We start from the raw sequence: 11,830 nt of genomic DNA, 5'->3' as shown, positions 1-11,830 counted from the left end.
GATGAGCTTCGAAGCGAGAAACGGCATGTCGGAAAATCTCCCGGACAAGAAGGTCTCCGCCCGGGAAGTGTTCAAGATCGACATCGACATGGAAGTACCGGCGTTTTCGGAGCCGAACGAGTACGTGCCCGATTTCGATCCCGATTACCTGTTCGACAAGGACACGACGATCGCGCTGCTGGCGGGCTTTGCCTTCAACCGCCGCGTCATCGTCCAGGGCTATCACGGCACCGGCAAGTCCACGCATATCGAGCAGGTAGCGGCGCGCCTCAACTGGCCCTGCGTCCGCATCAATCTCGACAGCCACATCAGCCGCATCGACCTTGTCGGCAAGGACGCGATCGTGCTGAAAGAAGGCAAGCAGATCACCGAATTCCGCGAAGGCATCCTTCCCTGGGCGCTGCAGCACCCCGTCGCGCTCGTCTTCGACGAATACGACGCCGGCCGCCCGGACGTCATGTTCGTGATCCAGCGCGTGCTCGAAGCATCGGGCAAGCTGACGCTGCTCGACCAGAACCGCGTCATCCGTCCGCACCCGGCGTTCCGCCTCTTCGCCACGGCGAACACGGTCGGCCTTGGCGACACGTCGGGCCTCTATCACGGCACGCAGCAGATCAACCAGGGCCAGATGGACCGCTGGAACATCGTGACCACGCTGAACTATCTGCCGCATGCCGAAGAAGTGAACATCATGCTCTCCAAGCTGAAGAGCTATGACACCGAGGAAGGCCGCAAGCAGATCTCCGCCATGGTGCGCGTCGCCGACCTTTCGCGTTCGGCCTTCATCAATGGCGACATCTCGACCGTGATGAGCCCGCGCACCGTGCTCACCTGGGCCGAAAACGCGCGCATCTTCGGCGGCGATGTCGGCTTCGCCTTCCGCGTCACCTTCCTCAACAAATGCGACGAGCTGGAACGCGCGACGGTCGCGGAGTTCTACCAGCGCTGCTTCGGTCAGGATCTTCCCGACTCCGCGGCGAACATCAAGGTCGCCTGACGGCAAGCCCTGTTCCCCTCCGCCATCGGCGGAGGGGATAATATCCGGAACCGGCGAGCAAAGAACTGACGGCATCATGAGTTCAAAGGAAAGCCCGGTCGAACCGTTCAAGCGTGCGCTCAGCATGACGATGCGCACCATTGCGGAGCAGCCGGAGCTCAACGTCACTTTCGGCACGGAAGCGCCGGGCCTTCGGGGCCTGCGCGCGCGCCTGCCCATGCCGAGCCGCAACCTGCCGCCCGAGGAAGTGGCGCAGGTGCGCGGCGTATCGGACGCCTATGCCCTTCGCCTCGCCCATCACGACGAAAAGGTGAACGCGCACCTCCAGCCCGAAGGCGGCAATGCGCTTGCCGTTTTCGACGCTGTCGAACAGGCGCGCTGCGAGGCGATCGGCGCGAACCAGATGGCCGGCATGGCGAGAAACCTCGCCGCCGCGCTTGAACAGCGCTGCGCCGCGCGCGGCTACGACCGGATCACTTCCCGCGATGAGGCCCCGCTCTCTGAAGCCGTGGCCATGGTCGTGCGCGAAAAGCTGACGGGCGAAGCCCCGCCGCCCTCCGCACAGAAGCTCGTGGACCAGTGGCGCCCCTGGATCGAGGAAAAGGCGGGATCGGACCTCGACCGTCTTCAGGACCTGATCGAGGATCAGGCGGCCTTCGCGCGCGCAACGCGCGACATTCTCGTCGATCTCGACATGGGCGACGAGTTGGGCGAAGCGCCGGATCAGTCCTCCGAGGACGCGGAGGATCAGGAAGGCGATAGCGAGGACAGCTCCGACCAGAGCCAGTCCGGCGAAGCCGAACAGCCCGATGGTTCTTCGGCCGAGCAGGTCGAATATGCCGAGGGCGAAGGCGAGGAAGGCGACGAGCAGACCGTCGAAGTCGAGTCGGACGATGTGCCGATGGATGGCGACACGGACGAGACGAGCGACGGCAACCAACTTTGGCGCCCGAACCAGCAGGGCGACGACCGCAACCGTCAGCCCTCGTACAAGATATTCACGCCGCAATTCGACGAAATCATCTCCGCGGAAGACTTGTGCGACATCGAGGAACTGACGCGCCTGCGCCAGTATCTCGATCAGCAGCTTCAGCAGATGCAGGGCGTCGTCTCGCGGCTCGCCAACAAGCTGCAGCGCCGCCTGCTCGCCCAGCAGAACCGCACATGGGAGTTCGACCTCGAGGAAGGCATCCTCGACGCGGCACGCCTCACCCGCGCGGTCGTCGACCCGACGCTGCCGCTCGCCTACAAGGTCGAGCACGACATGGATTTCCGCGACACGGTTGTGACGCTGCTGCTCGACAATTCAGGGTCGATGCGCGGCCGCCCGATCACGGTCGCCGCCATGTGCGCCGATATTCTGGCCCGCACGCTGGAGCGTTGCGCGGTGAAGGTCGAAATACTCGGCTTCACCACCCGCGCCTGGAAGGGCGGCCAATCGCGGGAGCGCTGGCTTGCCGACGGAAAACCCGCCCAGCCGGGCCGCCTGAACGATCTCAGGCACATCATCTACAAGGCAGCCGACACTCCCTGGCGGCGCGGGAGGCGCAATCTCGGCCTGATGATGCGCGAAGGCCTGTTGAAGGAAAACATCGACGGCGAGGCGCTCATCTGGGCGCATAACCGCCTGCTCGGCCGCCCCGAGCAGCGGCGCATCCTGATGGTGATTTCCGACGGTGCCCCGGTCGACGACTCGACCCTCTCCGTCAACGCGGGCAACTATCTCGAAAAGCACCTGCGAAGCGTGATCGAGCAGATCGAGACGCAATCGCCGGTCGAGCTGATCGCCATCGGCATCGGCCACGATGTCACACGCTACTATCGCCGCGCCGTCACCATCGTGGATGCCGAGCAGCTTGGCGGCGCGATGACGGAAAAGCTTGCGGAGCTTTTCGAGGACGAAACGAGCAAGCGGCGAACCCAGCGCACCGCACGGCGACTGGCGGCCGGCGCAGGGCGCTGATGGACGCTTGCTCCTCGCGGCGGTGCTTCTGATATTCCTCGCCTATCTCCCCTTTCCTCTTCTCGCCCGCTTCAGAGCAACGAAACCGGCAGCGGAATAACGGAAAGAAAGCTTGAGCTTCCCGGCGAGGAGAATATTCTGCGCGGCTTTTCTCCAGCCGCCAGAAGACACCAACAATGCACGCCGATACCGAGGGAACAGTCCGGACGCTCTGGATCGCCGAAGCAAAGGCGACGATCGCGCTTGCCTGGCCGCTCATCGCAACGAACCTCGCGCAGATCGCGATCAACGCGACCGACGTCGTCATGATGGGATGGATCGGGCCGGAGGCGCTCGCTGCCGGTGCCCTCGGATCGAACCTCTATTTCGCCATGATGATCTTCGGCATCGGCGTCGTCACCGCCGCGGCGCCCATGGCGGCCGCCGAACTCGGACGCCGCCGCCATTCGGTGCGCGACGTGCGGCGCACCATGCGGCAGGCCTTCTGGGCGGCGGCAACGCTCTGCATCCCGTTCTGGCTGCTCCTCTGGAACGCGGAGACTATTCTCGTTCTGCTCGGTCAGGACCCGGCGCTGGCGGCATCCGCCGCGTCCTACACGCGCGCGCTCCAATGGGCGCTCTTTCCGGCCTTTCTCTATGTCGTTCTGCGCATCTTCATCTCGGCGCTCGAACGGCCCCGCTGGGCGCTCGTCATCGGCGCGCTGGCCGTGCCCTTCAATGCCTTCGCCAACTGGTGCCTCATGTTCGGTCATCTCGGCATGCCTGCCCTCGGCCTGCCCGGTGCGGGTATCGGCAGCGTGCTGACGAGCATCTTCATGTTCGGCGCACTCGCACTCATCGTCGTTTCTGACCGGCGTTTCCGCCGCTACTCCATTTTCGGCCGCTTCTGGCGCGCGGACTGGATGCGCTACCGTGAACTCTGGCGCCTCGGCCTGCCGATCGGCATGACGCTGGCATTCGAGGTCATGGTGTTCAATGCCGCCGTCCTTCTCATGGGTCTCTTCGGCGCGGAGGCACTCGCCGCTCACTCGATCGCGCTGCAGATCGCAGCCGTCTCCTTCATGGTCCCGCTCGGTTTCTCGCAAGCGGTGACCGTGCGCGTCGGCCGCGCGCTGGGCGCGGATGACGCAGAGGCAATCACGAGAGCGGGCTGGACGCCTCTCGTGATGGGCGTCGCCTTCATGGCTTTGATGGCGCTCATGATGATGCTCTTCCCGCATGCGCTGATCGGCATTTTTCTCGACCGGAGCGTGCCCGAAAACGCGAACGTCATCGCGCTTGCCGTTTCCTTCCTCGCGATTGCCGCCCTGTTTCAGGTCTTCGATGGCGCACAATCGATCTGCGCCGGAATGCTGCGCGGATTGCAGGACACGCGCGTGCCCATGATTTATGCGGGCGTCGGCTACTGGGTCATCGGTCTCAGTTCCGGCGTTCTTCTCGCCTTTCCGCTGAAACTCGAAGGCGTGGGCATCTGGCTCGGTCTCGCGGCGGGACTTGCCGCCGTTTCCGTCATGATGATTTCGCGCTGGACGCGGCGAACGAAGCTCGGCCTCGATCGTTCTCCCTGGGGTGTCGCGGCGCGCGTACCCGAGAACGCGGCGCACTTGTAAGCGCGAGATGCGCCGATATGATGCCCGGCACCGGCATACCCGCCAGACAAGAGCGGCCAGAAGCCCGGTACAGAGGGGTAATCGAATTGGCTAACCGGTATTGCGTGACAAGGATCTTGGCCGCCTGCGCCTTGCTTGCGGCGATCTGTGCGGAGGCCTCCCCTCTGGCCGCCGCGTCCAGACCGATAGAAGTCTCGACATCCACGCTGCTCTGGAACCCGGAAGACCGCACCGAAACCAGAACCGGAAAACTCGTCTGGGCGGGCGGTATCGAAATCGCATCGCCGGATGAAGATTTCGGCGGCTGGTCGGGTCTCGCGGTAAGTCCCGACGGCGCCGCCATGCTTTCCGTCTCCGATCAGGGCCGGTGGCTGACCGCCATTCTCCTCTACGACGAACGCGGGCGGCTTTCCGGCATGGCGGAAGCACAGATCGCGCCGATGCTCGGGCTCGACGGCAAACCGATCGCCGGCAAGACGCTCGGCGATGCGGAGAGCCTCGTCATATTGCCGGGCGCAACGGACGGCATCCTCGGCAAGGCCTATGTCGGTTTCGAGCGCGCGCACCGGATCTGGCGCTACGACCTCGAAACATTCGGCGCCGAAGCGACACCCGAGCAACTGCTGACACAGCGGCATTTCGGACGCCTGAACAGCAATGGCGGCCTCGAGTCGCTCGAACTTCTGCCGCCCTCCGGACCGGAGAGAGATCCGCGCATCCTGGCGATCACGGAAGACACGCTGGATCCGCGCGGCCACATCAAGGGCTTCATCGCCGACGGACACGACATTGCGTGGTTCGGCCTCACGGCGCGCGAACCTTACAGCCCGACGGATATGGCGCTCTTGCCGAATGGCGACCTGCTGCTTCTCGAACGGCGATATTCGCCGCTTGCAGGCGTCGGCATGCAGATGCGCCTGATCCCCGGAGACACGATCGCGCGCGACGCCATCGTGGACGGCGAGGTGCTCGTCGATGTCGGCCAGCGCTACTCGATCGACAACATGGAAGGAATGGCGGTCCGGCGGGACCAGAACGGCGACCTGCTCGTCTATGTGATTTCGGACGACAACTTCAATCCGCTGCAGCGGACCCTGTTGCTGATGTTCCGCCTTGAAATGCCGAAGGAGCCGCAGCTCGCGCCAGCAGAAGGAACGCTCAAGCTCCCCCGAAGCCCGGAAGCGGACGGATCGTCCGCCGCAGCATCAGTGTCGGAAGAAGCTGACCAAGCGCCCAGATGAAGTGAATGCCCGCCTCGACGGCGATGCGGCCACCGAGCTCGGCGTCCCACACCATCGCCGGTCGCGTGTTGAAGACGACCGCGAAGACGGTACCGCCAACAAAGGCGGCGAAGAACGGCGCCTTCCACCATGGAATGCCGCGAAGCCAGTCGAACAGAAGAATGTTCACGAGCTGGCCCACCGCCATGGCCCCCGTGAAGGAGGCGGCGAGCGCATAGGGCGCGATGTCCTCTTCGAAATCCGCGATCAGTCCTTCCCGGTTCGCCCAGAAGACGCTACCCGCGAGCACAAGCCAGGCGATGAGAGCCGCCGTCAGCGTCAGGGCCGCTCCGTAGCGCCGGCTCGACAGGTTCATGATGAAGAAGACCGAGGGCAGCACGAGGAAGCCCCAGTTGATCCAGTCCGACGGATCGAGCAGCGGATCGATCTGGCCAAGGGCCGCGAGCTCCGGCGCGGGAACGTCCTGCAGATAGAAGCTGAGGAGAAACGCCGCGCATAGGGCAAGAACGGGGAAAATGAGGCGGATGAGCGCGGTCACGAATCGTGACACCGGCCCCGGCCGGCTCACCGGCACGCGATCCACCCCCCTGTCCAGCATGATGAAGCCCCCGAAATCGACAAGGCGCGGAGTCTAGCCGCGCAGTACCGCGCCCGAAAGGCCGCCGTCAAAATTTTGGAAATCTGGGTAAACGGCGCTCCGCGCCCAAAACGAAAACGGGCAGTCCCTGAGGACCGCCCGTATTTCCGAAATTTCGCTGTTAAGCGTCAGGCGGCGACGGCCTGCACCTTTTCGATCTGGCGCTTGAGCTTCAGCGCACGCGACGAGAGCTGCGAGTCGGACGCCTTCAGAAGGAAGGGATCCAGACCGCCATTATGCTCGACGGAGCGCAGCGCATGGGCCGAAATACGCAGGCTGACCTGACGGCCGAGGGCGTCGCTGATCAGCGTGACCTGGCAGAGATTCGGCAGAAAGCGGCGGCGAGTCTTGCGGTTCGCGTGGCTCACATTGTTGCCGGACATCACGGCCTTGCCGGAGAGTTCGCAACGGCGGGACATAGAAACTTCCTTTGCAGTATCGGCGGGGCCGCCGCGAATGTCCGCGCGGCCCAAATGCACCTGAAGACAGGCGCGCACGTATAAAAGGCCCTCGCGGGCACGTCAAGGCCAGAAAGGCGCTTCTAGCTGCCCTTTCCCTCCCCAAGCACAAGGGCCAGGAGCCGTTTCGCGGCGGCGGTCGGCGTGGCCCTGCCTGCCGCTACGTCGGCCTCGAGGTCGGGAAGGAGCGAAGCGGCCCTTTTGTCCGCCTTGAGGGCCGCGAAAAGGCCCTCCCTGATCTCCGTCCACATCCAGGCCTTTGCCTGAGAGGCCCTCACCCGGTCGAGTTCTCCCGCCTCGGAGAGCTTCCTGTGGTGATCGAGCGCCGCGGCCCAGATTTCGGCCAGTCCCTCGCCTTTCAGGGCCGATGCCAAGAGGACGCTCGGGGTCCAGACGGCGCTTTTCGGCTTCATCAGGTGGAGAGCCGCCTTGTACTCCATCTGGGCGCGCCTGGCGGCTGGAACGAGATCGCCATCCGCCTTGTTGACCACGACGAGGTCTGCAAGCTCCATGATGCCGCGCTTTATCCCCTGCAATTCGTCGCCGCCTCCCGGCGACAGCAGGAGAAGGAACATATCGACCATCTCCGCGACCGACGTTTCCGACTGGCCAACGCCGACCGTCTCGACGATGACGACGTCATAGCCCGCAGCCTCGGTGAGGAGCATGGCCTCCCGGGTCCGGCGCGCAACGCCGCCCAGCGTGCCCCCCGACGGGGAAGGGCGGATGAAGGCATTGGGATCGCGCGCCAGAAGTTCCATACGGGTCTTGTCGCCGAGGATCGATCCGCCGGTGCGTGCCGAGGAAGGATCGATGGCGAGAACGGCAACCTTGTGCCCCTCTCCCGTGAGGTGCTGGCCGAATGCTTCGGTGAAGGTCGATTTGCCGACGCCGGGCGCCCCGGAAAGGCCGAGCCGCACCGCCTTGCCCGTCTCCGGCAGAATATCCGCCAACAGGACCTGTGCGATGTCCTGATGGTCCGCCCGTGCCGATTCGACAAGCGTGATGGCGCGGGCCAGCGCCGTGCGGCTGCCGGCCCGGATTCCCGCGGCAAGCTCTCCCGGATCGGGCGCCGCCCGGTTATAGGCGCGCCGCTCCGCCTGCTTTTTCTCTGTTCCGCTCATGGCCCCAGTTGCATACTTGTCCGGATCGGCCCCGTCCAGCCCCGGCCGTTCAGGCTGGGTTCAGCTTGAAGCGGCGAAAATGGACGGGAAAGCCTGTGGGAGGGCCTGTTACGACCGGGAGACCCCTTTTGGCCATGTACCGAGCGACATACGAACGGAAAAGAACGGGAAGAAGCCTGACGCTTGCCTTCGCGCTTGCGGCGGCGATTGGCGCTGCTTTGCCTGCGGCCGCAAAGACCGTCGAGCCGGAAGCCACCGCCGAAGGGATGCTCGCAGACTACACGGTCTATATCGGCGGGCTCATCGTTGCCGAAGGCTCGATGAAAGCGAGCCTGAAAGGCGAGAACTACCGGTTGCAGAACCAGCTCGGATCGGCCGGCCTCCCGAAGAAGTTCTGGGACGCGAAGTGGACCATGACGAGCGAGGGCCGCGTCGATGGCGAGAAACTGCACCCGTCGAGCTTCGCTTTCACCTCAACCGAAAACGACGAAACGAAGAAGCGGCTCCTCACCTACAATAATGGCGGCATGCCGGCCTTGAGCTTCGACCCGCCGCTCTCCCCCGAAGAGCGCGAGAGCACCTTGCCATTCGAGCGAAAGGGAACGCTCGATCCTGTCAGCACCTTTCTCGTGCCGGTGGTGAACGAAGGCAGCCCCTGCAATCGCAAGCTCCCCGTCTTCGACGGCAAGCGCCGCTACGACCTCGATCTCACCTTCGACCGCATCGATACGATTACGACGCGCGACAACGGCTATAGCGGCGAAGCGGTCCGCTGCAAGGTGCGCGTAACGCCGCGCGCGGGCATGGAGAAGGCGAAACTCACCAGCACCCTGCGGCAGCGCGACGATACCTTGATATGGCTCGCGCCGGTCGGCAGCGGAAAGTTCTACTTTCCGGTGCGGGTGCAGATGAGAACGCCCATCGGCGGTGCCGTTCTGGACGTGGTGCGGCTTCGGCCGCTGGGTGTGAACACCGCGGCCGCCGATATCCCTGACTGATGAAGTCCGGCTTCAATCGGGCTTGCCAACCTGTCCCTGCACTTCCTCGTGAAGCGCGCGCAAGCGTTCGACAAGGTCATCCTCGGGTGGGACGCCCCTCTTCCTGATATCTTCAAGCAACCCTTCGAGCCGCACCGCCAGCATGCCGTAATATTCCTTCTGCCGATCGTCCTTTTCCCAGACGTCCGCAAGGCTGCTCGGGCGGCGCGCCTTTGGACGCGCCAAACCATCTCCGGTGCTCATGGCACCTCCGCGGATCTCGCATATGTGATCTATGCTCGGCAGCCGTGTTTTCCCGCGTTTCCTGTTCCGGGAGGGCACGTCTTGCCTGGCGGGGCCCATGGGCGGCGGCTCGGAGATCGTTGAGCGGCACGCGTGCCCTGCCAAATCGACTCTCATGGTCGAAAGTTGACCGGGGGAATAGTCCAGCTCGAAGCGGGTTGCAACAAGGAATATGCGGCAACGCTCACTTGACGCACACACTGCCCGTCAAACAGGCATTTTCTGAGAAGCCTTGTTTATCGGCAGTTCAGGCCGCTTGCTGCCGTTTCGCTCGGATAAGCGCCAGAATTTCGCGTGCCGCCACCGGAATATTCGTACCCGGACCAAAAATCGCGGACGCTCCGGCCTTTTTCAGGAAGTCGTAATCCTGCTGCGGAATGACGCCGCCGCAGATGATGAGGATGTCGTCGGCCCCTTCATCCTTCAACGCCTTGGCGAGAGCGGGAACAAGCGTCTTGTGTCCGGCTGCGAGGCTCGAAATGCCGATCACATGAACGTCGTTTTCGATGGCATCGCGGGCTGCCTCTTCCGGCGTCTGGAACAGCGGCCCGACATCGACATCGAATCCAAGATCGGCGAAAGCGGTTGCGATGACCTTGGCACCGCGGTCGTGACCGTCCTGCCCCATCTTGACGACGAGCATGCGAGGACGGCGGCCCTCGGCTTCGGCGAAAGCCTCGATCTCCTTCGAAATCTGCATGAAGCCCTCATCACCTTCATAGGCCTGACCGTAAACGCCGGAGATGGATTTGATCTCCGCACGGTGACGGCCGAAAACCGCTTCCATTGCATCCGAAATCTCGCCGACCGTCGCACGCGCACGCGCCGCGTCAATCGCCAGCGCAAGGAGGTTGCCCTTGCCGCGCGCGCCTTCCGTGAGCGCCGCAAGCGCCTTTTGGCATGCATCTTCGTCGCGCGTTGCGCGCACCTTCTTCAGCCGCTCGACCTGGGAGGCAAGCACCTTGGCATTGTCGATATCGAGAATTTCGATCGGATCGTTCTGGGCCGGGCGGTATTTGTTGACGCCGACGATCACCTCCTCGCCGCGGTCGATCTTCGCCTGCCGCCGCGCCGCCGCTTCCTCGATCTTGAGCTTCGGCATGCCCGTGCCCACGGCCTTCGTCATGCCGCCGAGTTCTTCGACTTCTTCGATGAGCTTCCACGCTTCCTTGACCAGCGAATGCGTCAGCGTCTCCATGTAATAGGAGCCGCCAAGCGGATCGATCACATTGGTGATGCCCGTTTCGTGCTGGATGACGAGCTGCGTGTTACGCGCGATGCGCGCGGAAAAATCCGTCGGCAGCGCGATCGCCTCGTCGAGCGCATTGGTATGGAGCGACTGCGTGCCGCCGAGCACGGCCGCCATCGCCTCGATCGTCGTGCGGATGACGTTGTTGTAGGGATCCTGCTCCGTGAGCGAAACACCCGATGTCTGGCAATGCGTTCTCAGCATCGACGACTTCTGATCCTTCGGCTTGAATTCCGCCATGATCTGCGCCCAGAGAAGGCGCGCCGCCCGCAGCTTCGCAATCTCCATGAAGAAATTCATGCCAATGGCAAAGAAGAACGACAGGCGTGGCGCAAAATCGTCGACATCGAGACCTGCGGCAAGCGCGGCGCGCACATACTCTCGCCCGTCAGCAAGCGTGAAGGCGAGCTCCTGCACCTGCGTCGCGCCGGCTTCCTGCATGTGATAGCCGGAAATCGAAATCGTGTTGAAGCGCGGCATGTGCTTCGAACAGAAGCCGATAATGTCCGAGATGATCCGCATCGAAGGTTCGGGCGGGTAGATGTAGGTGTTGCGGACCATGAACTCCTTCAGGATGTCGTTCTGAATGGTTCCCGAAAGCTGTTCCGGCTTAACACCCTGCTCTTCCGCGGCAACGATATAGTTCGCAAGAATGGGAACCACGGCCCCGTTCATGGTCATCGACACCGACATCTCGTCGAGCGGAATCTGGTCGAAGAGGATCTTCATGTCCTCGATGCTGTCGATCGCGACACCAGCCTTGCCCACATCGCCGACCACGCGCGGATGGTCGCTGTCATAGCCGCGATGCGTCGCCAGATCGAAAGCGACGGACAGCCCCTTCTGTCCGGCCGCGAGATTGCGGCGGTAGAAGGCGTTGGATTCTTCCGCGGTGGAAAATCCCGCATACTGACGGATCGTCCATGGCCGTCCGGCATACATCGTCGCCTGCGGCCCGCGTGTATAGGGCGCAAGGCCTGGGAGTGTGTTCGCATCATAGCCTTCGGCCGCGATCTTCTCGAGGTCCTCAGCCGTGTAAAGCGCTTTGACGTCGATACCCTCCGGCGTGTGCCAGACGAGCGAATTCGGGCCCGCTCCCTTGGTCTGCTTCGCGACCAATGCTTCCCAATCCTTGAGCGTCTTCTTGTCGGCCATCTTCGTCTCTACTCACGGCAAATTGCGAAATTTCACTGGAGACAGCATAACATACCGCTCTCCGCCACCCCAAAGAGGCGGCGGGAGTATCCGGGAAGCGCCGCAGCGGGTCAAAC

The 11,830-nt window shown here is 63.5% G+C and carries 10 protein-coding genes; 5 read left to right on the top strand and 5 right to left on the bottom strand.

All coding sequences use genetic code 11. The features are described 5' to 3' along the window. Positions 1-25 precede the first annotated feature (25 nt). The 4 genes from cobS to ACKUUH_RS07770 all read left to right on the top strand — a co-directional run bounded on the left by cobS (position 26) and on the right by ACKUUH_RS07770 (position 5,811). A complete protein-coding gene (gene cobS, locus ACKUUH_RS07785) occupies positions 26-997 on the top strand; it encodes a cobaltochelatase subunit CobS (protein ID WP_322313534.1) in 972 nt (323 codons plus the stop codon). Positions 998-1,073: 76 nt separating this feature from the next. Next, positions 1,074-2,960 (top strand): cobaltochelatase subunit CobT, encoded by a 1,887-nt coding sequence (gene cobT, locus ACKUUH_RS07780; RefSeq protein WP_407949327.1) that lies wholly within the window; start codon positions 1,074-1,076, stop codon positions 2,958-2,960. Between the two features lie 176 nt (positions 2,961-3,136). Next, the gene (locus tag ACKUUH_RS07775; RefSeq protein ID WP_407949326.1) at positions 3,137-4,570 is read left to right on the top strand and encodes an MATE family efflux transporter; all 1,434 of its coding nucleotides are present in this window, start codon (positions 3,137-3,139) and stop codon (positions 4,568-4,570) included. Positions 4,571-4,674: 104 nt separating this feature from the next. Next, entirely contained in the window at positions 4,675-5,811 is a 1,137-nt protein-coding gene (locus ACKUUH_RS07770; protein ID WP_407949325.1) for an esterase-like activity of phytase family protein, read from the top strand. Here ACKUUH_RS07770 and ACKUUH_RS07765 read toward each other — a convergent pair. From ACKUUH_RS07765 to meaB, 3 genes are all read right to left on the bottom strand, one after another. Beyond that, entirely contained in the window at positions 5,729-6,409 is a 681-nt protein-coding gene (locus ACKUUH_RS07765; RefSeq protein ID WP_407949324.1) for a hypothetical protein, read from the bottom strand. The two genes, ACKUUH_RS07770 and ACKUUH_RS07765, sit on opposite strands and share 83 nt — an antisense overlap. 167 nt (positions 6,410-6,576) lie before the next feature. Next, the gene (gene rpmB, locus ACKUUH_RS07760) at positions 6,577-6,867 is read right to left on the bottom strand and encodes a 50S ribosomal protein L28 (RefSeq protein ID WP_407949323.1); all 291 of its coding nucleotides are present in this window, start codon (positions 6,865-6,867) and stop codon (positions 6,577-6,579) included. 122 nt (positions 6,868-6,989) lie between these two features. Then, positions 6,990-8,030 (bottom strand): methylmalonyl Co-A mutase-associated GTPase MeaB, encoded by a 1,041-nt coding sequence (gene meaB / locus ACKUUH_RS07755; RefSeq protein WP_407949322.1) that lies wholly within the window; start codon positions 8,028-8,030, stop codon positions 6,990-6,992. A gap of 134 nt (positions 8,031-8,164) precedes the next feature. Between meaB and ACKUUH_RS07750 the strand changes: the two genes are divergently transcribed. After that, positions 8,165-9,028 (top strand): DUF3108 domain-containing protein, encoded by an 864-nt coding sequence (locus ACKUUH_RS07750; RefSeq protein ID WP_407949321.1) that lies wholly within the window; start codon positions 8,165-8,167, stop codon positions 9,026-9,028. Between the two features lie 12 nt (positions 9,029-9,040). Here the strand turns inward: ACKUUH_RS07750 and ACKUUH_RS07745 are convergent, their stop codons facing one another. Both ACKUUH_RS07745 and scpA read right to left on the bottom strand, forming a co-directional pair. Then, entirely contained in the window at positions 9,041-9,271 is a 231-nt protein-coding gene (locus ACKUUH_RS07745; RefSeq protein WP_407949320.1) for a hypothetical protein, read from the bottom strand. 286 nt (positions 9,272-9,557) lie between these two features. After that, positions 9,558-11,714, bottom strand: a complete 2,157-nt coding sequence (gene scpA / locus ACKUUH_RS07740) for a methylmalonyl-CoA mutase (protein WP_407949318.1) — start codon at positions 11,712-11,714, stop codon at positions 9,558-9,560. Positions 11,715-11,830 lie beyond the last annotated feature (116 nt).

Origin of the sequence: Parvibaculum sp., assembly GCF_045863935.1 — a bacterium.
GTDB lineage: Bacteria > Pseudomonadota > Alphaproteobacteria > Parvibaculales > Parvibaculaceae > Parvibaculum.
This window is presented reverse-complemented; position numbering and strand designations above follow the sequence as displayed.

What these genes read in the sequence shown, in the direction of transcription:
- cobS (WP_322313534.1), top strand. Translation starts at nt 26, where the DNA reads ATGTCGGAAAATCTCCCGGACAAGAAGGTCTCCGCCCGGGAAGTGTTC.
- cobT (WP_407949327.1), top strand. Translation starts at nt 1,074, where the DNA reads ATGAGTTCAAAGGAAAGCCCGGTCGAACCGTTCAAGCGTGCGCTCAGC.
- ACKUUH_RS07775 (WP_407949326.1), top strand. Translation starts at nt 3,137, where the DNA reads ATGCACGCCGATACCGAGGGAACAGTCCGGACGCTCTGGATCGCCGAA.
- ACKUUH_RS07765 (WP_407949324.1), bottom strand. Translation starts at nt 6,409, where the DNA reads ATGCTGGACAGGGGGGTGGATCGCGTGCCGGTGAGCCGGCCGGGGCCG.
- rpmB (WP_407949323.1), bottom strand. Translation starts at nt 6,867, where the DNA reads ATGTCCCGCCGTTGCGAACTCTCCGGCAAGGCCGTGATGTCCGGCAAC.
- meaB (WP_407949322.1), bottom strand. Translation starts at nt 8,030, where the DNA reads ATGAGCGGAACAGAGAAAAAGCAGGCGGAGCGGCGCGCCTATAACCGG.
- ACKUUH_RS07750 (WP_407949321.1), top strand. Translation starts at nt 8,165, where the DNA reads ATGTACCGAGCGACATACGAACGGAAAAGAACGGGAAGAAGCCTGACG.
- ACKUUH_RS07745 (WP_407949320.1), bottom strand. Translation starts at nt 9,271, where the DNA reads ATGAGCACCGGAGATGGTTTGGCGCGTCCAAAGGCGCGCCGCCCGAGC.
- scpA (WP_407949318.1), bottom strand. Translation starts at nt 11,714, where the DNA reads ATGGCCGACAAGAAGACGCTCAAGGATTGGGAAGCATTGGTCGCGAAG.